Below are 26293 nucleotides of genomic sequence, written 5' to 3'. Positions count from 1 at the left end.
TCCGTGTTCTTCTCCCTCCCCTATCCCTGCCCCGGGCAGTGCGAGCAGTAGCAGCGATCGGCGTGAACGTCGACGACCGCATCCGCTCCACGAGGAACGGATGCGGTCGCGTTGGCCACCACTCGCCCGTGCGCGGTTACGACGTGGACGCGGCGCGGTCGGGGCGGCGGCCGGCCACGAGTACCGGGCCGCCGGGCACCGTGGGGATCTGGCGCAGGTCCTCGAAGCCGAGGTCGCCCAGTGCCTCGGCCATCCGGTGCGAGGTCAGTGCGCTGCCCCCGTTGCGCACCGCGTTCCAGTTCGCGACGGCCGCGAGCAGCGGCTCGTGCGGTGCCGGGTTGGTGCCGGCCACCAGCCATCCCCCATCGGTGAGGGCGGCCGCCAGGTGCGGGAGACACGCCTGCAACGCGTCGTCGGAGAGGAACGGCGCCGGTAGCCAGACCAGGTCGTAGACATCCCGTTCGCGCACGTCGACGGCGTCCTGATGCCGTAGTTCGATCCGCTCGGAGCCGGGTCCCGCTCCGTCCAGTTCTCGGCGGGCCAGCCGGATCGCCCGCTCAAGGCTGTCGATCCCGGTCACCCGGGCCTGCGGAAGTTTCTGGGCCAGCGCGAGGGCGAGCGCCCCGGTCCCTGTGCCGATGTCCAGGACGCGGCTGCCCGGGGTGGCGACACGGTCGGCCAGTCCCGGCAGGGCGGGCACGAGACGGGTGGCGAGCGCGTGCCCGGTGGCCGCGGAGGCGCGCCCCTGGTCGAGCAGTACGTCGTCGCTCTGCGCGTCCCACCCCGTCACAGCCTCGCCGGCGGCGGCGGCGACCGCCTGTCGCATGGAACTGAGCCGTGCGGACGCCGCGTTGGAGGAGGCGGGACCGACCTGCAACGCGGGGACGGCGACCGTGTCACTGCCCTCGCGGCGCACCACGCCCGCTGCTTCCAGCACCGCGGTACGCGCCGCGTCCGCCGCCAGGGCTTTCTCCAACGAGCCCGTCCCGGCCTCCCGCAAGGTCGCGACGACCGCGGCAAGCGCCCATACCTGCCCTTCCAGTACGGCCATCGGATCGTTCCGCTCGACGTCGTCGTTCACGCCTCGTCCTTTGTTCGTCACGCCGCGGCCCGGCTCCGGTCCGGCCGACCGGACCAGCGGGTGCGAAGTGGGGATGTCGTGCCATCGGGGTGTACCTGGGACCTGTGAGGTCAATATGGTCGTGGTCTCATGGCGCTCCGCGCAGGGCCTCGGCGGCTTGTCGGACGAGCCAGTGTTCGGCTCGGTCGAAGGTCCAGCCGTTGTCGTCGACCAGCGTGAAGAAGCCCGAGTAGCCGAAGTAGAACCACAGCACGTCGGTCGCCCGCTCCACGGTGAAGTCGCGGTGCATGCCGCCGACCTCGTGGAGCCGCCCGGCGAGGTCGGTGACCGCGTCCCGGTACCGCCCGGTCGCGACGCGCAGCCCCTCCGCGACCGCGGCCTGGTGCGGGGCGGTGGCCAGGGCCACCCGCATGATGTCCCCGTACTCCTCGCGCATGCTCCGCACGGCGGCGGCCGCGTTCCGCAGGATCTCGTCCGCGTCGGTGAGTTCCGCCCCGCGGCGGCGCGTCTCCGCGACGATCGGGGCCTGGCTCCACAGGTCGACGAGAGTGCTGATCAGCCCCTGCTTGCCGCCGCCGACGGCGTAGACGGTCGCGGGCGCGACCCTGGCGGACTTGGCGATGTCCTCGACGGTGGTCGCGAAGTACCCCTGGTGAGCGAAGAGTTGGCGGGCGGCGTCGACGATGGCGGCGCGGGTCGCTTCCGCGTACTCGGCGCGGCGGCTCGTGGGCGATGAAGTCATGGGCTGGTGAGCATAGCTTATGCGCACCGTTCAGGGTATTCACTCGTTCATCAGAGATTGACTCTGATGAACAGAACGTTACTCTGAACGCGTCAAAGACCCCCTCCCCGAGGCGAAGGCAGCTCGTGACCACATCGACGAACAGACGCACCGACCGCCTGGCCGACACCCTTCGCCGTACGATCGACGCCGACCGGGTCGTCATCTCCGGGGCCGCCTACGACACCGCCGTGAAGGTGTGGAACGGCGCGGTGGCACACCGCCCCGACGTGGTCGTCCGCTGTGTCACCCCCGCCGACGCCCGGGCGGCGGTCCTGGCCGCCCGGGAGCACGGTGTCGCGCTCTCGGTGCGCGGTGGCGGGCACGACTGGGCGGGCCGGGCACTGACCGACGGCGGGCTGACCATCGACCTGTCCGGCCTGTGCGAAGTGCGGGTGGACCCGGACGCGGCGGTGGCCGAGGTGGCGGGAGGCGCGACCGGCGCCGACCTCGCCCGCGCCGCCCACCCCTTCGGTCTCACCGCGGCGACCGGCACCGTCGGCGGCGTCGGCATGGTGGGCCTGAGTCTCGGCGGCGGTTACGGGCCGTTGAGCGGCAGGTTCGGCCTCGCGCTGGACAATGTGCTGTCCGCGGACGTGGTGCTCGCCGACGGCTCGACTGTCACGGCCGACCCGGAGCGGGAGCCGGAGCTGCTGTGGGCGCTGCGCGGCGGCGGCGGCAATTTCGGCGTGGTCACCGCGATGCGTGTCCGGCTCCACCGGACGCCGACGCTCATCTCCGGCCGCATCCTGTTCCCCTGGGCGCAGGCGTCCGCGGTGCTGGCCCGGCTGGCGGAGTTCGTTCCCGAAGGGCCCGACGAGCTGACCGTGCAGTGCGGCTTCCTCGCCGGCCCCGACGGAGCGCCCGTCGTGTTCGTCATACCGACGTGGAGCGGCGACGACGCCCGGGCCGGCGAGGAAACGCTGGCGCGGCTCACCGCCCTCGGCGAGCCGCTGGTCGCTCGACTCGGCGCCACCACCGGCCACGACATGCTGGCCGGCACTGACGCGATGTTCCCGCTCGGCAAACACGTCGAGATCCGCCCGCGGACGGTCCCCGCGCTCACTCCCGCCGTGCGGGCCGCCCTCCTCGACGCAGGCGACTCCCTGACCTCGCCGCTGTCCGCCGTCTCCCTGCACAGCCTGCACGGCGCCGCGTCCCGGACACCCGCGACAGACACGGCCTTCGGAAACCGCACCCCCCACCTCATGGTGGAGACCATCGCCCGCTGGGAACCGGGCGACCCCCGGGAACCGGAACACCGCGCATGGGCACGTGACGTGTCCGCAGCGCTGGAATCCGGGGCCATGCCGGGTAGCTACCCCAACCTGCTGGGTCCCGACGAGACCGAGCAGATCGCACACGCTTACGGACCCAACACCGAACGACTGCTCGCGGCGAAGCACCGATTCGACCCCGACGGGGTGTTCCACGCCATTCCCCTGCCCATCCCGTCCCGTCCGTCCGACGTCCGCGGCGTGTGAGGGCCGGCCACCACTTCGAGGCCCGCGACAGCCCGATGGCGCGCCTGGCCTGCTGATCGCGCTCCCGTGCCGCGACCCGGCCCCGACCCCGGCCCCGACGTTCGCGGGATCGGAATCGGGGCCGTGACCGGAACCGGAACCGGGGACCGTGCTGCCGGGCTGGGGCTCAGGCGTCGATGATGACCGGGCTGATCAGGGGCCTGCGGTTGTGGGCGCGGAACGCCCAGTTCGCCGCGGCGCGGGCGAGAGGCTGGTTCAGCTGGCGTGCGTCCCCGAAGCCCTCCGAGGCCGCGGTGGCCAGAGCCTTCTCGATGACGGGGGTGACCGGCTCGAAGGTGGCGTCGTCGTGGACGAAGCCGCGGGCCAGGAAGTCGGGGGCCTCGGCGAGGGCGCCGGTGTCCGCGTCGACGATCGCCACCACCGTGACCACGCCTTCGTTGGCGAGGGTGAGGCGGTCCTTGAGGGACGCTTCGGTGGTGCCACCGACTTCCATGCCGTCCACGCAGACGTTGTCGGCGGGGACCTTGCCGGTGATGGACGCGCGCCCGTCGACGAGGTCGACGACGATGCCGTGCACGGGCAAGACATTGCGAGGCTTGACGATGTTGTAGCAGTAGACGAGTTCGCCGGCGCCGGCGCGCCCGGAGACATGCACCTTGGCGTTGCCCTTGTGGACCACGTTGGCGGCCGCCGGGTGAGCCCGTTGATCACCCGGTAGATGGCGTTCTCGTTGCCGGGGATGAGGGAGCTGGCGAGCAGGACATCCTCGGCCGCTACAGCTTCACCGCCTTCACTCCGCCTGCTGGCGCTCTGCGTCTGCTGCGCGACCCGGATACGCCCGAGCTGGATGAGGACGAAGAGGGCGAGGAGTGAGCGCGAGGTTGCTGCTCGACGGTTACGCAGCGCCCTCGGTCTCGGCCCGCAGCCGGGCGGCCAAGACACAGGTCCCTCCGCCTGGACTGTTGCACCAGGGACGTTGTCGGCGTTGACGCGGCGGGCATCACTTCTCGTCCGCACCGGGTTCCGCGCTGTCGAAGATCGGCATCAGGTTGCCGCGGGTAAAGGTCCCACAGGGGGAAGAGATGGGCGGTGATCTGTTCCCACGGCCCCTGCGCCAGAGCCGCCGCCGGAAGGGGAACGAGCTCTTCGCTGGGCACTCCCGGGCGGCTTCGCCCGGTCTGAGCCCAACGTCACCCGGCTGCGTCCCGCGCGTCCCCGGCCCTGATACCGCCCGGGGGTGGCGTTTGGCAAGAGGACGACCTTGCCCAACGGGTGGTCGTGTTCCAGGTGGGCGAAGGCCGCCCGGACCTCGGTCAGCGGGTAGGTCCGGCTGACCGGCGCCTCGATCCTGCCGACCGCTGACAGCCCGGCCAGTTCGGCCAGTACCACCCGGTCGGTGCCCTCGGCGCTGCCGTGCGACCGGGTGCCGAGCGCGGCCGCAGCGCCGTAGTCGAGCGTGTTGACCCGGTGGGGCGGCACCCCCAGGGACAGCGCGATGCGCGGGTAGTCGCCGCCGTGGAAGTCGAGGAAGGCGTGCGCTGTGCCGCCGCCGTCGCCTTCGATCGCCCGGCGAAGGCGTTCGTCGACCCTGCTTCCATAGCCGACGAGGGCGGCGCCCTGGGACTCCAGCCAGTCCTGGTGCCGTGCCGAGGCGACCGCCACCACGCGCGCCCTGCGCAGGCGCAGGAGTTGAACGGCGAAGCTGCCGACCCCACCCGTGGCCCCGCTGACCACGATCGTCTCCCCGGCCTGCGGGGCGACCGCGGCGACGGCTGCCCAGGCGGTGCTGCCCGCGACGTAGAGGGCGCCCACGGCGGCCCAGGGGAGCTTCTGGGGTTTGCGGACGAGCTGGTCCGCCGGTACGACGACGTACTCGGCGTGGCTGGACCGCTCCCAGGACCAGCCAAGGACCGGGTCCCCCGGTGCCCAACCGGTCACCGCGTCCCCGGTCGCGGTGACGGTACCGGCCAGGTCACTGCCCTGTCCGGAAGGGAACGTCGCAGGAAAGTGCTCGTGCAGGGCCCCGGTGCGGATCTTGGCCTCGCCCGGGTTGATGCCGGCGGCCCATACCCGGACCAGGACGTCCTTGGGGCCGAGCGGACGCGGTTCGACGTCCTCGACGCCGAGCACCTCGATGTCTCCGTAGCGGTGGAAGCGTACGGCTTTTACGAAGTCAGCCCTCCGGCTGGGCATGGCTGTTGATAAAGGCGGCGACGTGGTCGAGGGCGCGCGCGGCCTCATCGACGAGTGGGGCGAAGCCCTGGAAGACGTGCGGTGCTCCGGGGAAGGTCTGCAGGGTGACCGGGACGTCGGCACGGGCGGCCCGCGCGGCCAGCCGCAGGGCGTCATCGAGCAGGATCTCCCTACCGCCGGCCTGGATCAGCAGCGGTGGCAGTCCGCGCAGATCGGCGTGGAGCGGGCTGGCCAGCGGGGTGCGCGGATCCGCCCCGGCGAGGTAGTCGGCGGCCCGGATCTTGAGGGCCTCGGGAGTGAGCGCCGGATCCGCCTCCGCCCGGCTCGCCATGGTGGCGCCGGACTGGGTGAGGTCCGTCCACGGGGACAGAACCGTCGCGGACGAGGGCTGCGGCAGCCCCGCCTCCCGGATCGCCAGGAGTAGGGCGAGGGCGAGGCCGCCGCCGGCCGACTCTCCTGTGACCGCGACCGAGTCGGCCCGGGCGCCCCGGTCCAGCAGTGCCCGGTAGGCGGTGAGGGCGTCGTCGACGGCGGCAGGGAAGGGGTGCTCGGGGGCGAGCCGGTAGTCGACGGAGAGGGCGGTGGCCGCGGTGCGCCGGGCGATCTCCGAAACCAGGCCGACACTGGCAGCGGCGGAGCCGATCGCGTAAGCACCGCCGTGGAGGTACAGCACGGTGACACCCGTCGGCGCAGCGGCGCCGGCACGCACCTCGACGGCCGGCACCCCGCCCAGCTCGGTGGTCCGGGTGCGGACGTCGTCGGGCAGCGGAGCGGAGCCCAGCATGTCGTCGAAGACGTGGCGCATCTTCTCGACGTCGCCGCCCAGGTCCAGCGGAGAGTTCTGCAGCAGGTCGGAGACGGCGTTCAGCTGACTGCGGGTCATGTCGTTGATTCCTTGCGGAGGGAAGTGGTTGGTGACTGGAGGGGGTGCGGGGTGACCTACGCCCGGGCGACGTGCAGGACTTCCTCGAAGCCCATGCGCCGTACGAAGTCCGTACGGGCCTCCAGTACCGCGGAGTTGGCCTGTTCGACCATGGAGTTGGTCAGGTCCACCACGCTGCGGAAGGGGCGCTCGCCGAAAGGCAGGGCCAGGATCCTGGTGATCTCCTGGGCGACCACCACCGGGTCGGCCTGCGTGCCCGGGGTGAACAGGCCCTCGGTGGCTGCCTCGTTGCGGTTGGCCAGCGGGTCCAGGGCCCGGTATCCGGCGGCGACACCGGTGGTGTCCGCGGGCCGTGCCGCCTTGGAGAAGTGGTCGGTGCCCTGGGTGAAGGCCCCCGGCATGACGATCACGGTCTCGATGCCGAGCGGGGCCACGTCGTAGGAGGTCACCAGAGCCAGAGCGTCCATGGCCGCCTTGGAGACCACGTACGGGCCGAGGAAGGGCGGGGTGGTCACCGGGATGGTGCTGCCCACGTAGAGGAGGGTGCCGTGGCCTTGGGTGCGCAGGTGCGGGAGTGCAGCCCGGTTGAGCCGCTGGACGCCGAGGGTGTTGACGTCGATCAGGTGGGCGATCTCATCGGCGGTGAACGCCTCGACGTAGCCGGTGACCAGGTGGCCGGCGTTGTGGATGACGACGTCGAGCGTCCCCGCGTCTTTGAGCACGGCCGCCACCGCGTGTTCGGCGGACTCCTGCGAGGCGACGTCGAGTTCGACCACGTGCAGGTCGAGATGCTCCTCCGTGGCCAGGCGGTGCAGTTCCTCGGCGCGGGTGGCGTTGCGGGTGCCGGGGGCACGCATCGAGGCGTAGACGCGGTGGCCGGCCCGGGCGAGCGCCCGCGCGGTCAGGTTGCCGATGCCGGTGCCGGCACCGGTGATGAGGACGGTTGACATGATAGTTCTCCGATCGGTGGGGTGGGAGCGGGGATTGGCGGTCAGGCGATACCGCCGTTGCTGAACAGCACCTGGCCGTTGATCCAGCGGCCGCCGGGCCCGGCCAGGAAGGCCACCGCCTCGGCGATGTCCTTAGGCGTGCCCAGTCGCTCCAAAGGTGCGGCGGCGGCGATCTTGGCGATCAGCTCCTCGCTCTTGCCCTCGACGAACAGCGGCGTCGCGGTCGGCCCGGGGGCCACTGCGTTGACGGTGACATCCCGGCCGCGCAGTTCGCGGGCCAGGATCAGCGTCATGGCCTCGACCGCGCCCTTGGTCGCCGCGTAGCCGCCGTAGTCGGGCTGCTGAAGCCGGGTGACCGAGGTGGAGAAGTTGATCAGCGAGCCGCCGGGACGCAGTCGGCGGGCGGCGAGCCGGGAGACAACGAAGGTCCCTCGGACGTTGACCCGGTGCATCCGGTCGAAATCGTCCAGCTCCATCTCGGCGAGCGGGGCGAGCAGCATAATTCCTGCGGTGTTGACGACGACATCAATGCCGCCGAAACGCGCCTCCGCGGCGTCGAAGAGCTGCGCCATGTCCGCCGGCTCGGCGATGTCGCCGGAGTGAGCAACTGCCGTGCCCCCGGCCACGGTGATCGACTCGACGATCGCCTCGGCCTTCGCCGCACTGCCCGCGTAGTGGACTACGACGGCCGTACCGTCCGCGGCCAGCCGCCGCGCGACCGCGCCGCCGATGCCGCCCGAGCCGCCGGCCACCACGGCCACCCTGGGCCGACCGGGTCCGTTCTCCGCTGTCGCGTCGTTCATGACTGCTCCGATCCGGCATCCGGAGGGATGCCCGTAGTGATGAGGCTGTTCGCGGACGATGCGCCCGGCGACGTGAACAACACTCCGCCTCCCACAAGTATTTGTCTAATGCATGAAATGCACCTAGGTTATGCGCATGGTGCATATCGAACGAGTCGACCTCAACCTGCTGGCACCGTTGGCCGCACTGCTGGAGGAACAGCACGTCTCGCACGCCGCGGAACTCGCCAGGATGAGCCAACCGGCGATGAGCCGGGCGCTGCAGCGGCTGCGCGACACGCTCGGCGACGAACTGCTGGTGCGCACGCCCGGCGGATACCGGCTCACCCCGCGGGCCGAGCGTGTACAGCGCCAACTGCGAGCGGTCCTGCCGCGACTGGAGAGCCTGTTCGCTCCTGAGGAGTTCGACCCCGCTGTGGCCGCCGAGGCATTCCGGATCGCCGGGACCGACTACGCCCGGGTGTTCGCCCCCGCGGTCTTCCAGCGCGTCTTCCAGGAGTCACCGCGCTCCACGCTGAACTTCCGCACGTGGCACAACGCCATCTACGACGATCTCGACCGAGGCGTCGTCGACCTGGTGTTCTATGGCGGGCCGGGGCCGGGGCCGGGGCCGGGCACCGCGCTGCGAACGGAGCATCTGTTCGACGACCGATTTGTGTGCCTCCTGTCCGCGGACCACCCGCTGGCCGATCGCCCGGAGATCACCCTGGAGGAGTACCTGGGCGCCGCTCACGTGATCGTCGGCACCACCGGCGAGCGCCAGACCGCGATCGAGGGGCGCCTGGAGGGCCTCGGAGCGCGCCGCCGGGCCGGGTTGACCGTGCCCTACCACTCCCTGGCTGCTCACTCAGTCCCGGGCACCCGACTGATCCTCACCCTGCCCGCGAGGCTGCTCGCGCAGCAACGCCCGGACGCCGGGATCCGGATCTTGCCCGCTCCCGAGGAGATCCGCCCACTGCAATATCAAATGGCCTGGCACCCGCGCCTCGACGGCGACCTGGGGCAGCGCTGGCTCCGGGACAGCGTCCGCGCCGTCGCAGCCGAACTGCCGGAGCCGGTCCCTGAGGGGGCGGGCTGATCACCGGGAAGGGTCCCGCCGCCACAGGCGCGTCGATCAGGCGCGAGGGTTTCGCATGCGCCTTCACAGGGGTCGGGAATGTCGGCAAACGAACGAATGGCGACAGGCCCGTTGGGCGTCCAATGGAGCAACTCTGGTCTATTGGATCCGGTGACGGATGACGACAGAGCTAGATGACACCCAGGGCCCGATGCGCCGACACAAGCGGCATGGCCAACCTCGTCTACAAGCGGGTCTCGGCCGACCAGCAGTCGACCGATCGCCAGAACCTCGTCCCGGGCGAGGACAGGATCGAGGGCCGTCGTCGGACCTCTCCTCAACGGTGTCTCCGAGCCGGTCCAGGAGCGGGCTCTCACGTACTGGTCCAACATCGACAAGACCATCGGCGAGCGTATCGCGGACGGCGTGCGCGCCAAGGCCGACGAGAAGGACCCCAAGGCCGCGGAGCAGGGCAATCCGGCACGCAGCTCGATGCAGCACAAGGCGTGAGCAGGCGCCGCCGCGGACCCGGTGACGGCCCCACGACGGCTTCGTCCGCGGTGCGGGCTCTCCCGGCCGGCCCGCACCGCGCGCCGGGTCATTCGGTAACCGGGTCTGTACGCTCACCGGTGTAATTGATGATCATGGAAGAGACATCAAGTGACTGACATCGTTACCGAGCTCGTGACCGTCGATGACCAGGCGGAACCGACTCTAAATGCCGCGAGCGTCGAGCAGAAGCTCATCGACCAGTTCGTCGAGCAGGCCCGGAGCAAGAGTCTGCAGCTGACCGGCGAGCGCGGGCTGCTGAGCAGCTGACGAAAACGGTGCTGGAGTCCGCCCTGGAGGGCGAGATCACCGACCATCTCGGCTACGACAAGCACGATCGGGTGGGTAAGGACGGCGGCAACTCCCGCAACGGCACCCGCTCCAAGACCGTGCTGACCGACATCGGGCCGGTCGAGATCGACGTGCCGCGGGACCGTGACGGCTCCTTCGAGCCGGCCATCGTCAAGAAGCGGCAGCGCCGTCTGACCGGCGTCGACGAGATGGTCCTGTCACTGTCCGCGAAGGGCCTCACGCACGGCGAGATCTCCTCGCACCTTGCCAAGGTCTACGGCGCAAACGTGTCCAAGACGACCATCAGCACGATCACCGACAAGGTGATTCGCAACCACCGATAGAAACCGCCCAGCCGCCCGTCAGCCCTTCTGCCAGGGTGGAGCTGGCGTCTGCAGCCGTGTGAACACGGCGGGAGACTTACAAGGCAGACGCGACTGCGGTGTTACGAGGTTTGCTGCCCGTCGGACACGGAGAGTACGTCAGCCGCTTTCCTCTCCCCCTGCCAGGACGTCGGCGCGCAGACCGGCCGCCCTCTTGCGGGCCTGCTCAGCGCGCTGCCGGTACTCGGTCTCCTGCTGCGGATGGGCCAGGGCAAGCTGCTCGTACTCACCGGCCAGTGCGTCCTGGGTCACCGCCCGGGCGCCCGCGACCTGGATGAACTGCCGCCGCAGGCGGCGCTCCCTCGCTTCCAGGACCACCCATTGGGCAGGACCTTCGTCGGCCTGGAGCGCTGTGGAGAAGGACACCTCCCGCTCCACGTCCCGCTGCTCGCGTTCATCGGACGCATCCGCGCGCCCCAACGCCGCCTCGCTGCGGTCCAGCCGCTCCCTGCTGGCCTCCAGCAGCCCGCGGGCCCGGCCCAGCGTCTCGTACGCCTGCCGCCGAAGGCCCGGGGCTTGCGTCCCCGCCACACGGACCCGGTCATCCACACGGCTCTCCCACGCGGCAAGCCGCACCTCCCGCTGATCAGCAATCTCCTCGCGCCGGTCAGCGATCTCCTCCCGCTGATCGGCAGCGGTATCCCGCTGGTCAGCGACAGCGGCGCTCTCTTGCAGCCGAAGTGCCTCCCGGCGGACGCCGTCGGCGGAGCCGTACCAGTCATCGGGCCGATCGGTCTCCATGCCGTCAGTATCGCGGCCGGCCTCCATAGCCGTAACCCCGTGTCACGGCCGGGATGCGGCGCACCCCCTGGCCCCGGAACTTCCCTCCCCGCCACCGAGTTCAGCGGCTTCTACGGGAAGGCTGTTCGCCTGAGCGAGGACGCGCGGGTCAGCTGCCGCGACAGGTCGGGGCCCCGGCGGAAAGGAGGCTGCGACGGCAGGGCTTCTGCCGTTCCGCGAGGCAGCCGCCCCCAGGATGCGCCCGCTAGGACAGCGAACGGCACGGGCGAAGTCAGTCGGTTCGGTCCAGGGGCGGCCAGGCCACGCCGGCGACGATGACGCGCGCCAGCGCGTAGACGGCCAGTCCGCGCATGTGGGCCTGGTGGTGCAGCATGGTGTCGGCTTCGGGGATCGCAAGGTGCAGGCGGGCGGCGAGGATTCCTTTCGCCTGTTCGGTGACGATCTGTACATCGTGGACGCGTGCGAGGTGGGCGATCACGTCGTGCTGCTGGTCCGCAACGTGGTGGAAGGCCAGAGCGATGGCGGCGATGTCCGCCAGCGCCCGCGCATGAGCGCAGTCCTCCAGGGTGAAAGGCGCGGGGGTGTCGCGGTAGAAGACCAGCACGCCCAGGATCCGGCCGGCGTTGATCAGGGGCACCGCGTGCAGGGCGCAGAAGCCGGCCACGGCCGCGGGGGCGCGCTGGGCGGGCCCCCGGGAATCTTCGGCCTGCAGGTCGACGGCGGTGACCGGCCGGCCGGAGGTGAAAGCGCGCCGGCTGGGGCCGCCGGCATGCTCCGGGTCGTCGGCGAAGGTAGCGCCGGTGGTGGTGGAGGCCAGGGTGGAGTGCAGCCGGTGGTGCGTGTCCGCCAGCTCGACGCCCACCGAGGCGGCGTCCACCAGCAACAGGCTGTGCCGCAGGAGCAGTCCGGCATGGGCGTGGGGGTCGAACGCGCCGCTGCGCGGGCCGGTCAGCGCCAGCAGGGCGTCGACCAGCAGCTCCTGGGCCGACGCTTCGTCCGACAGGTCATGCGTCACGGTGAATCCCCTTGGGCGGGCAGGGTGAGGCGTCGGTTGACCACGTCCACGGCGACATCGGCCAGGGGACACTGATGAGCGAAGGCATAGGCTCGCAGGCTGGCCACTGCTTCCTGCGCGGTGCAGCCCTGCTGGCCGCGCAGGAAGCCGGCCGCCTGGTGCAGGATGGCGACCGGCTCCGGGAGCGATTCCTCACCGGCCACCAGGGTGTCGAGGAAGGGATCCGCCGCCCGGGCATGATGCAGCAACAGGATGCCGGCCGCCGCCGCCTGGATCACCGCAGCACGCATCCCCTCCGGCCGCCGCCGCCTGGATCACCGCAGCACGCATCCCCTCCGCGGACAGGGGGCCGGGCCGGCCCCGGTAACAGGTGAACAGCGCCACCACCTGGCCGTGCGCCAGCAGCGGCAAGACAAAAACAGCGTGGATGCCGCAGGCGAGGGCCTCGGTGGCGAACACCGGCCAGTCCACACAGGCAGCCGGCTGGGAAATGTCCGGCGCCAGCACCGCGCTCCTGCGCCGGTCGGCGGCGAAGCCGGGCCCTCGCCCAGGGCGAGCTGCAGCGCCGCGCCCTGCTCGGCCAGATCGCCCCACCAGCTCAGACACAACGGCGTCGCCGCCATCAGCCCCGCCGTCAGCACCAGCGCCGCCGCATCGATACCGGGAACGGCGGCGCAAGCCCGCGCGGCGACGGACCGCACACCGCCCTCGCCCACCATCTCCCGCAGCGCATGGCGGATATCCACCGAAGCCCCGCCCCCCACTCGGGCTCTCGTTGCCGCATCAGCCCTCCGCATGACACATCGCGCCCGGCCCCCCTGCCACTCAGACCGTCGCGGGTGCCCGGGGGTCTACGCGGATCCAAGCCTGCGTTTCAGCCTAGAAGAAGCGCGGCCGCACGCGCACCGGTCTACACAACGTCATCCCCCGGCGCCGACCAGCTCGCCGACCAGCGACCGGCGCGCCAGGCGAACCCGGTTGTCCTCGACCTGCATGGGCAGGACGGAAACGTCGCTGCTGCTGTGCTGCGGAGTGCGCGACGGGGCCGACGTCTGCGACGTACGTACGCGTAGGGGTACTGGCCCACCACAAGGACCGCGGGGCCGCGGGGCAGGACCCATGTCCTTCGGCGGATTTCCGCGCGTGGTGGGTGGGCTGTACCGGCTTCCGCGTGTCGCAGATAAGCGGCCGACTGGCCGACCATGGCCCTGTCGCATGACGGGGACCGGCCGCAAGGGAACCCGTGACGGTACAAAATGTGCCGGCCGGGAAGGTGTTCCGGTGTGGAGGTCGCCATGGACGAGCAACTGCACCGGTACGCGCCGACGCATGAGCGGGCCCGGAAACTGGTAGCCGCAACCCGTGAACTCGCCGCGCGGCACCAGCAACTCGCCATCCGGCACCAGCAGGTCCTGACCGCCTACCGGGCCCGACTCCACGCCGGTGCACGCCCTGCGGTCCGTACCCCACCGCCAGCCCCGGAGACGGCAGACACCGAACGCGAGGCCCTGCTCCGGGAGATCCAGCAGCTGCGGGAGGCGATGACCAGCCGCCCGGTCATCGACCAGGCCCGCGGCATCCTGATGGTTCACGCCCAATGCGGACCCCAGGCGGCCTGGAACATCCTGGTCGAGGTCTCCCAGCGCACCAACACCAAGCTGCGCCGCATCGCGGAAATGATCGTGACCGCCCACCTGGAAGACCACTGGCCCCCCGGCCCGGGCTCCATTGCCGAGCAGGTGCAGGCCTGCGTCGCCCGCACCACCGCCGCCGACCGCGAGCCTCGCGGTCCGGAACGCTGACTCTGCCCGGAAAGGCTGCCGGCCACCATGCGGGGGCAGACGCGGGCAGGAGCGGCACGCACGGACGGTGACCCCGCACGTCCTACGCTCGTCTCCCCCCTCGTCCGTACCTGCAGCAGCCCTGAATTGTCGGCGGAAGCGGCCGCACAGAGATGATGCTCGGCAGCCCCCTGCGCACTGTCCAGTTCCGCTTTCTGCCTGGCGTGCCGGGGCGTAGCGTGAAATTGGAGCTGGGTCCGTTGTGGCGGGCCGCGGGGCGGCGGCTGCCCCGGTCTCACGGTGGGTGGGGCTCGGCCGCCGGGCGTGCAAAGGAATCTGCCTCCCCTGTGCGATTCCTTCGCACGGGGTCCTTTCGCCGGGGCACGGGAGCTACCTGTGAGAGGGCCGGGCTGGAGCCGTGCAGACGGCGGCGTGCGGCTCCAGCAGACCCGGACCGAACAGGCGGCGGCCCCGCACCGTGAGGCCGTACCAGGACCCCCCTGCGAGGAAGGGCGCCGGCACGCCCTGGGGGCGTTCTTCAGTCCGCTGTGGGACTGAATCGAAGGGCCGTCAGCCTGCGCTCGCTGTCGCTTCGCATCCGCTGCGCCCTGGCGTAGGCGGCTGTGGCGGCGGCATGCATGGCCTCGGCGCGCGCGGTCGCGGCGCGCGCGTAGGCGCGCATGTGCTCCGCCTGCCGGCGCATGGAGGCCTGGTCCGTCCGAGCCGACTTCATAGGTCACCGGCCTTGCCCGCCTGGTCGCAACCCCTCGCAGAAGCGGTGCCACCGCGCCCGGGGCGTTCCGGGGGCAGTTACCTACAGGGGCCGCCGAGGAACGGGGTCCGGGCCCCTCGGCAGGCATGTGGTGCCGTGTGCACGGCGGCCGCGCGCCGGCCACCGCGCATCTGCACAGCACTCGAAGTGTCCTCCTCCCCCGGCACCGCGCATGCCAGAGCACCGAAGCCGAGGCACTGCTACGTCACGTGACGTGATGGGGCCTCCCGCTTATGCGCCCCCACGCGCGCTTTCCGCGCAGGACGGAGCCTCCATGGCACATCGGTACGATGGCTGTGGCTGCGCGTGAAGTCCGTCTGCGCGCATCAGGCAGCCCTGCCGAAGGAGCCACGCGCGGGACCTCAATTGCCTCAACCTGCCCGGCGCGCACGGCGGTTGTCCTTCGGACAGACCGGTTTGAGATGGCTCGTTGCGCAGACACGTCACCATGGTGGTGGGACGCTGTGAGGATTCCGGTTGCCACCGCGGACACGGCGGCAACCGGAGCACGCGCACCGCGGGCACTTGGTGGTGCAGGCGTCGCGTGCACGGCCCTGCGGAGCGTGGGCAGCGGGACCGCGGAATTGCCCCGCTGCCCGAGCACGCACCGGAGGACCGGGGCTGGAGCCGCGTAGTGGGCGATGCGGCTCCAGCCGGCCTCATGAGTCACGGCTCGGGGGCCGGGAGCCTGCAAAAGGGGCGGGCAGCACCAGGCGCCCAGCACCCTCTTCCTTCCTGAGCGTAGAACCGATGCACGGACCAGGGGAAGAAGCCCAGGAGGCGCGGCTTGTCAGCGCCATGCGGCAGAAAATAGTCATGTCACCGGTCCAACGCCGCAACCGGACGCGAAGGGTGCGCCGGTCCCCCACAGGGACGCGCTCCCCCGGCGCGGCCGGATCCCACGGTCGCTGTCAGCGTGCAGACCGAACAGCGAGGGGACGTTCGACGGGCCCGGCCGTCGATGCAGAGGGTCACGGGGTAGCGGCCGGGCGGGGGCATGCTCATCACCGCCACCCCGCGGCTGCGAGCAGGTGCGTGCGACACAGGTCCGGCCAGCGCGGCTTGTCGCCGGGGGCGACCATCGCCACGATCCCGCACACCGGCCGTGATGGGGACGGGCACGGCGGCAGCGGCCCTGCGCTCAGGGGCTGAGGAAGGGCTTCTCCAGGCCGCCGCGATCCACGGTGCGCCGGGCCACCTCGCGCAGCTTGATGTTGTTCTCCTGCGAGTAGCGGCGCAGCACGTCGAAGGCTTCGTCCTGGCTGAGGTGGTGGCTGGCCATGAGCACGCCCATCGCTTCCCCGATCAGGCCGCGGGTCTGAACCGCCTGGGCCAGCTGCGAGTGTTCGCGGGATTCGGCGAAGGCCACGGCCGCATGCGAGGCCAGCAGCCAGCCGGCCGTCTCGCAGTCCTCGGTGAAGGCCCCCGCCTTCGGTGAGTACATGTCGAGGGCGCCCAGGTCCTGCTCGTTGGTGTAGAGCAGGAAGCCCATCATGCTGCCGATCCCCAGCGCTCTCGCCTCGGGCGCGTACCGGCGCCACCGCGTCGTCTCGGTCGTCATGTCGTGGATACGGAAGACGGGATGGCCCACTTTGGCCGCATCAAAGCAGGGCCCCTCGCCGAACCGCTCCTGCAGATGGTCACTTTCCTGCACCAGCGGTGAGGTGACCGCGTAGGACCGCACCGTGCCACCGGACAGGCGCAGGATGCCCGCCGCCTCACATCCCGGGACCAGCCGGACCGCCGCGGCGGTGATCTCACTCAGCGTTCCCTCCACGGAGTCCTGCTCCAGCAGATTGCGGGCCACCGAGGCCAGTTCTATGGCGAAGTCACGCCAGTCCATGCCCCTGTCCTTCCACGTGACACCGGCCGGCGCGCCGCCGGCACCCTTCAAGCCTGCCACGCGCACCTCAGCCCGCCACCGTCAGCCTCACGCATACCCTTCGCGCAGCAACCCGGTAACGACACCCGGCGCGGGACGCCAAGGCGGACACCGCGACCGCCAGCCTCGATCCGCGGCTGCGGCTGCTCCTGGATGAGTCGTTCCGCCGCGGCAAGGCCATCGGCGGCCGGGCCGGCGTCGCGCAGGTCCTCGACGCCCCTGCCATTGTCCTCGGCGACAACGGCGCCACGGTCCTCGACCAGATCAAGAGGTTGCGCGCACCGCGTCTGGGAGCGGTTCGGCACCACTGTGTGACGGGGCTGCCGACCCAACGCAGGGCCAGGGCTCCGCGGATCATTTTCCCGGCCCGGGCCCTGTGTACCGGGATCAGCGGTCGACGGCCTCGGCCAGGTCCTGCTTGTTCATCGACGAACACCCCTCTACGTTCTTCTTTCTTACCTGCGCGTACAGCTGATCCTTCGTCGGCTCTGGCCGTGCGGACGCGTGTCACCGCGCTGCGGGGCGGATCTCATCTCCCGCTTGGACGTCTTGCTCGCCGACTGTGACTCGGCGGCAAGCTGCGGTGCCCGTTGTCACCGGGGCCACCTGGTGAGGCGGCCTGCAGTGCGACGGGAGAGGGGCGCTCGCGCGCAGTGCGGATGGTCATTTCGACGTGCAGGGTCGCCGGTCCTCGTGGGCGTGCACGACCGGCTGCGCCGCTGTTCAGGTTGTTGTTCTGCGGGACTGAGGGCGGGCTGTCTCCGAGATGATCTCGGCGAGGTCGAGTGTGCGTTCCGTGAGCGCCTGCGCTGTCTCCGACAGGCGCGCCTGTCGGCGCTGGGTGTAGGCGTGCAGGGCGGTGGAGGCGTCGGGGATGGAGAGCCCGCCGTATCGGGCGATCATTCCTTTCGCCATTTCGACGGTGGCCTTGGCGACGATGGCGGACTGCACCCGGGTGATGATGTCGCCGTCGCGTGGTGCTTCGTTGGTCCAGTTCAGCAGGGAGAGGGCCGCGATGTCGGCGAGTGCCTGGCCCACTGCCGTGTCGTCGGCGTTCATGTTGCCGGGGCTGGTGCGAAAGAGGTTGACCGCGCCGATGATCTGCTCGTGCACGCGCAGCGGGAGGGCGTGCATGGAGCGGAATCCGGCGTCCAGCGCTGCGGACACCAGGCGGGGCCACTGATCCTTGGCCTGCTCGAGGTCGGTGACGTGAACGGGTGTTTTGCTGCGGTAGCACTGCATGCACGGCCCGCGGCCGGTCTGCAGCTGCAGCAGTTCGAGGAAGGCGGCCTGTTCGTCGGAGGCGGCCATGGTGCGCAGGCCCCCGCGGGCGTCGGCCATCATGACGGCCGATGCCTGCACGTCGAGGAGTTGGACGCAGTCGCCGACCAGTGTCTCGAAGAGCGCCAGGGGGTCGAATCCCGGTGAGACGGTGTCGGCCAGGGCGACGAACGCACGGGCCAGTTGCTGCTCGCGGCTCATGCCTGCCTCCTGATCGCCGCCGTGTTCCTGCTCGCGTTCATTCATGGCCGTTGATGTCCAACCTGCGATTGACGATGTCATGCGCTACCTGGGTCGCGGTCTGGCCCTGGGCGAAGGCCCGGGCCCGCAGACGGGACAGGGCCTCGTCCGCGCTGATGTCCATCGCAACCATGATCATCCCGGCGGCCTGGTAGACGTCCTCGTGGTCGATCACCGCTGCATCGAGCCACTCATCGATGGCGCCGTCCATGGACGGCTGCCGCTCGAAGAGCATGATGATCTCAAGGACCGCGTCGGCGGCCCACATGGCGCAGCGCAGTTCCTCCTGGGCCAACGGTCCCGCACCGTCCCGGTACATGTCGAGACTCCCCAGATGAGAGACGGCCGTGCCCAGCGGAACGGAGAAGACGGCTTCGGCTCCGGCGGCGACGGCCTGCCGGGCAAACAGCGGCCACCGGCGGGCATCGGCGCCCTGGGTGAGGTCGGCCGCCAGAACGGGAGCCCGCAGTCGAGCCGATTCCACTGCTGGTCCCTCGCCCAGGGTGTATTGCAGCTCCGTAAGATGTGCCGCGGTCGCATCGCTCGCACAAAGGACCACGCTCATCCCGCTCCCGCCTCCTCTCACCTGCACCGACAGGCCCGTGACGGGAAGAAGGCCCAGCACCGCCTTGCAGAGGGACGCGGGTACTTCAGCGGTGGGCACCGCGCGCACGCTGTCGCTCAGCGTTGCGACGATCCGGCGCCGTTGAGCCACGTCCTCGGCATCGCTATCGTCCTCACCCGCATTCTCGCCGGCCACGTCCCTCACCTCCCCGCCTCGCCCGCGCTGCTGCTGCTGAGCCTAAGCGATCACCCCCGCAAGGGCAGGACGGCGGATCCGCCGCTCGCTGGCCGTGGCAAGCACCCTGGTGGCCTGTGCGCTGGCCCTCGGATATCTCGTCGAGGACCGGCTCGGATCCGGCCCGCCCGCGCAGGTACCGCGGCCCGGGGGCGCCGCTTCCCGCGCTCTCCGCGGCGCTGACCTCTCTGCTGATCGTGGCGCTGTCCTTTGCCGGGCGGCGCACGTCGGCCGGCAACCGCTAGCCGGGCCCGCCCGCAGCCGGCGAGGGATCATGCCCAACGCTGCGAGGAGGCGGCGGGTCCACCGTGCGGACGTGCGCAGCTCATTCAGGCCGGCGGCGAAGTCATGCTCGACTGATAGCCCAGATCAGCCCGGGCGTTGCTGATGTCGTAGCTACGGTCGCGCCCCATGATGGCGAACAGCCAGTTGTACAACGGCGGCCGGGTGGGGCGGCGCAGCAGTCGCCATGTCCGGTCGCGGATCCGGGCGACCGGCGTAGCGACTGCGCGCAGCCGACAGCCGCGCCCCCGGGCCCGCGCGTCCGATCAACCGCCGGCACGGCCTCGACCACGGCCTGACCTACCGGACGACGGCTCCCTGCGCGCCCCCTCGCCGTGCCGGGCAGCGGCGTGCGCACCACCGGGCCGATCAGCACCCGTGACATCTACTGGTTACGGTTCATTACCAGCACGCCGAGTCCCTGGTGCGCGCGGGGGTCGATCGTGGCAACGAGGGCACCGTCGGGACGGCCCGGCATCGAGCGGGTGGCACGGGCCGCTGCTCCCACGCCGAACGGAACGTTCTGACGGTGCAGGTCGGTGATGGCGTGAGCGGCTGCGTAGTCGTGCGGCCGGGCGGGGGTTCTCTCCGGGGGCAGCCAGGGGCGGGCCCCTCTGCAGGGGCGTGCGCTACCCGGCTTCTGCTGGTTCGGCTGGAGTCGTCCGTGCGGAACGGTCAGATCCGGGTACTTCGCCTCCACCGTGTGCGCGGACAGCTCGCACGGCCCCCGCCCAGCCATGCGCACCCCAGGAGATACAGATGAACGCGGCCGGCGAGACCACCTTGGTGAAGTTCCACTGGAAGCCGAAGCTCGGCGTGCACTCCCTCGTCTGGGAGGAGGCGCAGATCGCCGGCGGCGTGGACCCCGACTTCCACCGCCGCGACCTCGCCGACGCCATCGAGGCGAGCATCTACCCCGAGTGGGAACTGGGCATCCAGACCTTCCCCGACACCCCCGAGCAGACCTTCGAAGGCATCGACCTGCTCGACCCCACAAAGATCGTGCCCGAGGAACTGGCCCCGGTGCAGCCCATCGGGCTGCTCACCCTCAACCGCAACCCCTCGAACTACTTCGCCGAGACCGAGCAGGTCGCCTTCCACCTCGGCCACCTCGTCCCCGGCATCGACGTCACCGACGACCCGCTGCTCCAGGGACGGCTCTTCTCCTACCTCGACACCCAGATCAGTCGGCTCGGCGGGCCCAACTTCGGCCAGCTGCCCATCAACCGCCCGCACACGCCCGTCAACGACATGCTGCGCGACGGCATGCACCAGACCGCCGTGCACCGCGGCGTCGCGCCCTATCACCCCAACTCCCTCGACGCGGGCTGCCCGTTCCTGGCGGGCGCCGAGAGCGGCGCCGACATCGAGGTCCCCGTCGCACTGCCCGCCTCCCGCAAAGTCCGCGAGGCACCGGCCACCTTCGACGACCACTTCAGCCAGGCCCGTCTGTTCTGGCTGAGCATGAGCCCGCCCGAGCGCGAGCACATCACAGGCGCCTACTCCTTCGAGCTCGGCAAATGCTACGAGCAGGCCGTCAAGCAGCGCGGCCTGCAGTCCCTGGCCAACATCGACACCGAGCTGTGCGCCCAGGTCGCCACCGCACTCGGACTACCCGCACCCCAGCCGACCGAGCCGCTGCAGGACCCACAGCCCAGCCCGGCTCTCTCCCAGCTCGGCCACACCTGGCCGCTGGACGGACGCATCATCGGCATCGTCACCGACGGCACAGGCGACCTCGACGCAGTGCGTGCCGTCCGACAGACCATGCTCGACGCAGGCATGGTGGCGCTGGTCATCGCCCCGGCCGGCGGGAAGCTGGACGCCGGCGGCGAACCCATCACCGTGCAGGGGACCTTCGCCACGGCCCGCTCCATCGAGTTCGACGCCCTGCTGGTGGTAGGCACGCCCGCCGCCGGCGCCGACGCCCTCCCGGCGCGGGACGCGAAGGTGAAGACGCCAGCCTCCGCACTCGATCCGCGGCTGCGACTGCTCCTGGACGAGGCGTTCCGCCACGGCAAGGCCATCGGCGGCTGGGCCGGCGCCGAGCAGGTCCTCGACGCCGCCGGTCTGCCGGCCGACGCCCCCGGCATCGTTCTCGGCGGCAACGGCGCCGCGGTCCCCGACCAACTGCAAGAACTGCTCAGCGCACACCGCGTCTGGGAACGGTTCGCCCCGACCATGTGACGGCGCGGCACACCGACCGGGCCGGCCTTTCGGGCAGTACCTGCCTCAAGGGCCGGACCCGGCGCTGCGGTCGAAGACTGGCCCCCACACGCTGCAGCCGGTTACAACACGTGGCCGTTAGCCGGCGCTGTCCTGCGCACGGTCGCGGACGCGTGCGCAGCTGGTCGTGATGAGGCGGGAGATCTGCATCTGGGAGACGCCGATCTTCTCGGCGATGCGGGCTTGGGTCAAATCTTCGAAGTAGCGCAGGTAGAGGATGTGACGTTCCCGCTCGGGCAGGGCGCGCAAGCCGGCCTTGGCGGCTTCGCGCCGCTCGATCCGGTCGTAGGCAGCCTCCACGGTGCCCAGAGTGTCAGCCAGGCTGAACTCGTCCTCACGGGTGGCGGACTCCGCGTCGAGCGACAGCGCCCGGTAGCTCTGCAGGGCCTCCATGCCGTCGCGGGCCTCCTGGAGGGACAGGCCCGCCTGCGCGGCAATCTCCTCCACGCTCGGCTCGCTGGTGTAGCCGGGCTGGTTCATCACCTCGTGGCGGGCGGTGCGGACCGTGTTGCGCAGCTCCTGCACTCGGCGCGGGACCCGTACGTCCCAGCCGTGGTCGCGGAAGTGGCGCCGGATCTCGCCAGTGATCGTGGGCACTGCGTAGGCTTCGAAGGCGCCCTGGGCGGGGTTGTAGCGCTCGACGGCTTTGACCAGACCGATGGCGGCGACCTGCTTGAGGTCCTCCAGGCTCTCCCCGCGGTTGCGGAACTTGGTCGCGAGCCGGTCAGCCATCGGCAGCCACGCTGTCACAAGCTCCTCCACCAACAGTTCCCGCTCCCGCCCCGCCGTCGCGGCGGCAAGCCGTCGGAACGCTGCCGTGGTGTCGGGAGCATCAGTGTGGGGGTGACGGGTGACCATCGGGGTGCTCCTATCGCTGCTGGTGGCGGATCCTCACCGCGGAAGCAGCACCAACCGCCCGATCAACGACAGGCATCTGGATCGACCGCTCCCGCAGATGCGCCTGTTGTCCCAAGCACTCAAAAATTCGATGCCCGACGACCCCGCCCACAAACAGACCCGCGACTGGGCGAACACCATCCGGCCGCGCCGCCTTCAAGCCGCCCCTTGATGCCGTAGCTCGAGCATCACCACAGGACGGCCACAGCGCCTGCCCAGGGCCGACAGCGGTATCACCGCGTTGCTCGCCGCCAGGAACCTGGCCATCGAACAGAGCGGCGACATGGAGTCGCAAATTCAAGAACAGCAAGGCCCAGGACCAGTAGTTGTCCGGCGGCCAGGGTCAAGTGGTCCACGGCCGTGCGCAGGGCGGGTGCCGTCGCATGGTCAAGCTCGCCGGTGATCTCCCATAGGGGACTACCGGTGGCCGCGTCGCGGGCGGTGATCGTCAGCGGGCTCATCCCAGGTCTTGGCCCGCAGGTGGGGAAAGCGGGGCGGACACAAGGAGCCGGAGTCCACACGGCGAAGATGCCGCACCCGGTTGAGGTGCGCCTGGTCTTCGGCCCAGCCCTTCGAAAGGTGTCCTGGGAGGTCTCCTAGCATGAGCGCATGATTGCCAGTGACGCCCAGGAGTCTGGGGGAGGGTGGGGAGCCATGTCCCGTGACGCCGCTGAGGTCGAGTGTGTTCAGGTCTCCTCAGAGTGTGGAGAAGACCGCGAAATCGGGCTGCGCCGCGGACCACAAGATGACGGTGCAACAGAAAACGGTCACTCGGTTGCGGCTCTGGTGGAGCAGGCGGCCGCCCTGGTCGAACCGGTCAAGCCGAGGTTGCGGGGCTGGCTCCATGCCGGGATGGTCCCTGCCGCGCTGATCGCCGGCATCGTCCTCATCTGCCTGGCTCGCACGCCGCAGGCGGCCTGGGCCTGCGCGGTGTACGCGGTCACCGCCTGGCTGCTGTTCGCAACGAGCGCCGTCTACCACCGCGGCACCTGGGGGCCGCTCGGCGAGGCTCTGCTGCGACGTCTGGACCACGCCAACATCTTCCTGATCATCGCCGGCACCTGTACCCCTCTGGCCGTGCTCCTCCTGCCGCCGGATCAGCGGTCCGTGCTGTTGTGGATCGTGTGGGTGGGTGCAGTGGCCGGCATCGCGTTCCGGGTCCTGTGGGTCGGCGCTCCGCGCTGGCTGTACACCCCGTGCTACCTGGCCCTGGGATGGGCGCCGGTGCGCTACCTGCCCGACTTCCTGCAGCGCGGCGGAGCGGCCGTACTCACCCTGATCGTGGTCGGCGGACTCCTCTACAGCGCGGGCGCCGTCGTCTACGGCCTGAAGCGCCCCGACCCCTCGCCCCGCTGGTTCGGCTTCCACGAGGTGTTCCACGCGCTGACCGTGGCGGCCTTCACCACGCATTGCACGGCCATCTTCCTGGCCCTCTACTGACCGCCGCCCCGATCTGTGCTGAGACGGGCTGCGGGCCGACGGGGCCGCCGGAAGAGTTGTGTCCTCCGAGCGGTGCACGGCGCCGTATTTCCTAAAACGCTGGACATCGGCGCCGGGCAATATCTATGACCGCGAGATGAGGGTTTACCGCGCGGGGTAGAGAGTGTTTTTAGGGCACCTACCAGAGCGGAGTTATTTACCGTACGCGGACCGCTACCTCATGCTACTGTCATTCTCAGTTGCAGTTGTGGTTCCCAAAACTTCAGGCTCCTCCACTCATATTTCTCGGTGGCTGGAAGCTTTTTTGTGTTGCCGGTCTTTTCCGGACGGGGCTTCATCGCGGCGACCCGGCATCCGCGCCTCGCGGGTTCCGGCGTACTGCCCCAAAGGAGATATGACGTGGCATCAGGCACCGTGAAGTGGTTCAACGCGGCCAAGGGTTTCGGCTTCATCGAGCAGGACGGTGGCGGCGCCGACGTGTTCGCCCACTTCTCCAACATTGCCGCCCAGGGCTTCCGCGAACTGCTCGAAGGCCAGAAGGCCACCTTCGACATCGCGGCGGGCCAGAAGGGCCCGACGGCCGAGAACATCGTTCTCGCCTGACGCGGACAAGATCTTCGCAGCTGGGGCCCGCATCCCTCGGGGTGCGGGCCCCAGCTACGGACATTTCCCACAGCGCCCTCACCTGTGGGTGCACATCACCCCGACGCCAGGTCCCATCTTCAGAGATGCGCGCCTTTCCGGGACTGCACCGGTCGACGTCCGGAATTTCACGCCCCAGTTACGTCGCCTGTTTCATGGCCTGCATGCTGCACCGCGCTCATTGCGGGCCGCAATTCTTTTCTCATTCTGTTCGGTTCGTTCTTGTGATTCCCCGCGCTGCTCTATCGCTGCGGGAATTCCTTGATGCGCGCCGTATCAAGGAAGGTTCTCGATGAACCCCACTCGTACGAACAACCGCTCTTCCCGCCCCCGCCGCAGCGAGAGCCCCGCTTTCGGGTCCGGCGCTGATTCGAGGCGGGGCGCCCGCTTCGGCTCGCCTGCCCCGAGCCGTTCCGGTGCCCCGAGCCGTTCCGGCGGACAGGGCCGCTCGGGCGGGTACGGCCGGCGGCCCGCCGCGGTGCAGGGCGAGTTCGCCCTGCCGAAGACGATCACTCCCGCGCTGCCCGCGGTCGAGGAGTTCGCCGACCTCGACATGCCGGCGCAGCTGCTGGCCGCGCTGACCGCGCAAGGTCTGCGCGTCCCGTTCCCGATCCAGGGGGCGACCCTGCCCAACACCCTCGCGGGCCGCGATGCCCTGGGCCGCGGGCGCACCGGCTCCGGCAAGACTCTCGCCTTCGGCCTGGCCCTGTTGGCCCGCACCGCCGGACAGCGCGCCGAGCCGCGCCAGCCGCTGGCCCTGATCCTCGTGCCCACGCGTGAGCTGGCCCAGCAGGTGACCGACGCGCTCACTCCCTATGCCCGCTCGGTGCAGGTGCGCCTGGCCACCGTCGTCGGCGGAATGTCCATCGGCAGGCAGGCCGGCGCGCTGCGGGGCGGCGCCGAGGTCGTCGTCGCGACGCCGGGCCGCCTCAAGGACCTCATCGACCGCGGTGACTGCCGACTCGACCAGGTCGCGATCACCGTCCTGGACGAGGCGGACCAGATGGCCGACATGGGCTTCATGCCCCAGGTCACCGCGCTCCTGGACCAGGTACGCCCCGAAGGCCAGCGGATGCTGTTCTCCGCCACCCTCGACCGTAACGTCGACCGCCTGGTCCGCCGTTACCTCACCGACCCCGTCGTCCACTCCGTCGACCCGTCCGCGGGCGCGGTCACCACGATGGAACACCACGTGCTGCACGTCCACGGCGCCGACAAACACCGGGCGACCACCGAGATCGCGGCCCGCGACGGCCGGGTGATCATGTTCCTGGACACCAAGCACGCCGTCGACCGGCTCACCCAGGACCTGCTGAACAGCGGGGTGCGGGCCGCCGCGCTGCACGGCGGCAAGTCCCAGCCCCAGCGCACCCGCACCCTGACCCAGTTCAAGACCGGTCACGTCACCGTGCTCGTGGCCACGAACGTGGCCGCCCGCGGCATCCACGTCGATGACCTCGACCTCGTCGTCAACGTCGACCCGCCGACCGACCACAAGGACTACCTCCACCGCGGCGGCCGCACCGCGCGGGCCGGGGAGTCCGGCAGCGTCGTCACCCTGGTCACCCCCAACCAGCGCCGTGACATGACCCGCCTCATGACCGCCGCCGGCATCGTGCCCCAGACCACCCAGGTCCGCTCCGGCGAAGAGGCGCTCAGCCGGATCACCGGCGCCCAGGCCCCCTCCGGTGTCCCGGTCACGATCACCGCTCCGGTGGCCGAGCGGCGCAAGCGCAGCACGTCCTCACGCGGCCGCCGCAGCCCCGCTTCAACCGCCCGGCGCACGACGGCGCGACAGACCTCCTTCGACGCGGCGGCCTGAAAACTTCGTGATCAGGAA

General features: G+C 70.5%; 19 protein-coding genes and 5 pseudogenes. 9 read left to right on the top strand and 15 right to left on the bottom strand.

Going from position 1 to position 26293, the window contains the following annotated elements; genetic code table 11:
* Window positions 1–136 precede the first annotated feature (136 nt).
* The gene (locus ACIREE_RS37765) at window positions 137–1081 is read right to left on the bottom strand and encodes a class I SAM-dependent methyltransferase (protein WP_404162967.1); all 945 of its coding nucleotides are present in this window, start codon (window positions 1079–1081) and stop codon (window positions 137–139) included.
* Between the two features lie 127 nt (window positions 1082–1208).
* Window positions 1209–1823 (bottom strand): TetR/AcrR family transcriptional regulator, encoded by a 615-nt coding sequence (locus ACIREE_RS37760; RefSeq protein ID WP_404162964.1) that lies wholly within the window; start codon window positions 1821–1823, stop codon window positions 1209–1211.
* Between the two features lie 125 nt (window positions 1824–1948).
* Between ACIREE_RS37760 and ACIREE_RS37755 the strand changes: the two genes are divergently transcribed.
* Window positions 1949–3346, top strand: a complete 1398-nt coding sequence (locus ACIREE_RS37755; protein WP_404162961.1) for an FAD-binding oxidoreductase — start codon at window positions 1949–1951, stop codon at window positions 3344–3346.
* 166 nt (window positions 3347–3512) lie between these two features.
* Here the strand turns inward: ACIREE_RS37755 and ACIREE_RS37750 are convergent.
* The 5 genes and pseudogenes from ACIREE_RS37750 to ACIREE_RS37730 form a co-directional block, all read right to left on the bottom strand.
* Window positions 3513–4114 (bottom strand): annotated as a pseudogene (locus ACIREE_RS37750) (MBL fold metallo-hydrolase RNA specificity domain-containing protein); the annotation flags it as partial.
* A gap of 477 nt (window positions 4115–4591) precedes the next feature.
* Window positions 4592–5539 (bottom strand): annotated as a pseudogene (locus ACIREE_RS37745) (NADP-dependent oxidoreductase); the annotation flags it as partial.
* Entirely contained in the window at window positions 5520–6422 is a 903-nt protein-coding gene (locus tag ACIREE_RS37740) for an alpha/beta hydrolase (RefSeq protein ID WP_404162958.1), read from the bottom strand. The pseudogene ACIREE_RS37745 and the gene ACIREE_RS37740, both read right to left, overlap by 20 nt.
* Window positions 6423–6478: 56 nt before the next feature.
* On the bottom strand, window positions 6479–7372 hold the full coding sequence (locus ACIREE_RS37735; RefSeq protein WP_404162955.1) for an SDR family NAD(P)-dependent oxidoreductase: 894 nt from the start codon (window positions 7370–7372) through the stop codon (window positions 6479–6481).
* Window positions 7373–7413: 41 nt separating this feature from the next.
* Complete coding sequence (locus tag ACIREE_RS37730; protein ID WP_404162952.1) at window positions 7414–8175, bottom strand: SDR family oxidoreductase; 762 nt, start codon at window positions 8173–8175, stop codon at window positions 7414–7416.
* A 136-nt stretch (window positions 8176–8311) separates the two neighbouring features.
* Here ACIREE_RS37730 and ACIREE_RS37725 point away from each other — a divergent pair, with 136 nt between their 5' ends.
* The 3 genes and pseudogenes from ACIREE_RS37725 to ACIREE_RS37715 all read left to right on the top strand — a co-directional run.
* Window positions 8312–9253: a LysR family transcriptional regulator gene (locus tag ACIREE_RS37725; RefSeq protein WP_404162949.1), complete on the top strand. Its 942-nt coding sequence runs from the start codon at window positions 8312–8314 to the stop codon at window positions 9251–9253.
* A 300-nt stretch (window positions 9254–9553) separates the two neighbouring features.
* Window positions 9554–9742, top strand: a pseudogene (locus ACIREE_RS37720) (catalase); the annotation flags it as partial.
* A gap of 234 nt (window positions 9743–9976) precedes the next feature.
* Window positions 9977–10401 (top strand): annotated as a pseudogene (locus ACIREE_RS37715) (transposase); the annotation flags it as partial.
* Window positions 10402–10554: 153 nt separating this feature from the next.
* Here the strand turns inward: ACIREE_RS37715 and ACIREE_RS37710 are convergent.
* From ACIREE_RS37710 to ACIREE_RS37700, 3 genes are all read right to left on the bottom strand, one after another.
* A complete protein-coding gene (locus tag ACIREE_RS37710) occupies window positions 10555–11196 on the bottom strand; it encodes a hypothetical protein (RefSeq protein ID WP_404162946.1) in 642 nt (213 codons plus the stop codon).
* Between the two features lie 271 nt (window positions 11197–11467).
* The gene (locus tag ACIREE_RS37705; RefSeq protein WP_404162943.1) at window positions 11468–12211 is read right to left on the bottom strand and encodes a GAF domain-containing protein; all 744 of its coding nucleotides are present in this window, start codon (window positions 12209–12211) and stop codon (window positions 11468–11470) included.
* Window positions 12208–12489 (bottom strand): ANTAR domain-containing protein, encoded by a 282-nt coding sequence (locus ACIREE_RS37700; RefSeq protein ID WP_404162940.1) that lies wholly within the window; start codon window positions 12487–12489, stop codon window positions 12208–12210. The genes ACIREE_RS37705 and ACIREE_RS37700 overlap by 4 nt, the downstream gene beginning before the upstream one ends.
* A 1017-nt stretch (window positions 12490–13506) precedes the next feature.
* Between ACIREE_RS37700 and ACIREE_RS37695 the strand changes: the two genes are divergently transcribed.
* Entirely contained in the window at window positions 13507–14013 is a 507-nt protein-coding gene (locus ACIREE_RS37695) for an ANTAR domain-containing protein (protein WP_404162937.1), read from the top strand.
* Between the two features lie 517 nt (window positions 14014–14530).
* On the opposite strand, the gene ACIREE_RS37690 is transcribed toward ACIREE_RS37695, so the two are convergent.
* The 4 genes from ACIREE_RS37690 to ACIREE_RS37675 form a co-directional block, all read right to left on the bottom strand.
* The gene (locus ACIREE_RS37690; protein ID WP_404162934.1) at window positions 14531–14725 is read right to left on the bottom strand and encodes a hypothetical protein; all 195 of its coding nucleotides are present in this window, start codon (window positions 14723–14725) and stop codon (window positions 14531–14533) included.
* A gap of 1180 nt (window positions 14726–15905) precedes the next feature.
* Window positions 15906–16607 carry a GAF and ANTAR domain-containing protein gene (locus tag ACIREE_RS37685; RefSeq protein ID WP_404162931.1) on the bottom strand — a complete coding sequence of 234 codons (702 nt, stop codon included), beginning with the start codon at window positions 16605–16607 and terminating at the stop codon, window positions 15906–15908.
* A 762-nt stretch (window positions 16608–17369) separates the two neighbouring features.
* On the bottom strand, window positions 17370–18128 hold the full coding sequence (locus tag ACIREE_RS37680; RefSeq protein ID WP_404162928.1) for a GAF and ANTAR domain-containing protein: 759 nt from the start codon (window positions 18126–18128) through the stop codon (window positions 17370–17372).
* A 37-nt stretch (window positions 18129–18165) separates the two neighbouring features.
* Window positions 18166–18927 carry an ANTAR domain-containing protein gene (locus tag ACIREE_RS37675; protein WP_404162925.1) on the bottom strand — a complete coding sequence of 254 codons (762 nt, stop codon included), beginning with the start codon at window positions 18925–18927 and terminating at the stop codon, window positions 18166–18168.
* Window positions 18928–20007: 1080 nt separating this feature from the next.
* Between ACIREE_RS37675 and ACIREE_RS37670 the strand changes: the two are divergent.
* A pseudogene (locus tag ACIREE_RS37670) lies at window positions 20008–21435 on the top strand (catalase); the annotation flags it as partial.
* A 117-nt stretch (window positions 21436–21552) separates the two neighbouring features.
* On the opposite strand, the gene ACIREE_RS37665 reads toward ACIREE_RS37670, so the two are convergent.
* Window positions 21553–22332, bottom strand: coding sequence for a SigB/SigF/SigG family RNA polymerase sigma factor (locus ACIREE_RS37665; RefSeq protein ID WP_404162923.1), 780 nt, complete (start codon window positions 22330–22332; stop codon window positions 21553–21555).
* Between the two features lie 693 nt (window positions 22333–23025).
* Here ACIREE_RS37665 and ACIREE_RS37660 point away from each other — a divergent pair.
* The 3 genes from ACIREE_RS37660 to ACIREE_RS37650 all read left to right on the top strand — a co-directional run bounded on the left by ACIREE_RS37660 (window position 23026) and on the right by ACIREE_RS37650 (window position 26275).
* A complete protein-coding gene (locus tag ACIREE_RS37660; RefSeq protein ID WP_404162920.1) occupies window positions 23026–23811 on the top strand; it encodes a hemolysin III family protein in 786 nt (261 codons plus the stop codon).
* A 399-nt stretch (window positions 23812–24210) separates the two neighbouring features.
* Entirely contained in the window at window positions 24211–24414 is a 204-nt protein-coding gene (locus ACIREE_RS37655; protein ID WP_404162917.1) for a cold-shock protein, read from the top strand.
* Window positions 24415–24745: 331 nt separating this feature from the next.
* Window positions 24746–26275 carry a DEAD/DEAH box helicase gene (locus tag ACIREE_RS37650; protein WP_404162914.1) on the top strand — a complete coding sequence of 510 codons (1530 nt, stop codon included), beginning with the start codon at window positions 24746–24748 and terminating at the stop codon, window positions 26273–26275.
* The last annotated feature ends 18 nt before the right edge of the window (window positions 26276–26293 follow it).

This window comes from Streptomyces sp. NPDC102467 (assembly GCF_044765445.1).
Classification (GTDB): Bacteria; Actinomycetota; Actinomycetes; order Streptomycetales; family Streptomycetaceae; genus Streptomyces.
The sequence above is the reverse complement of the archived record's forward strand: the minus strand, read 5'-3'. Positions and strand labels throughout refer to the sequence as shown.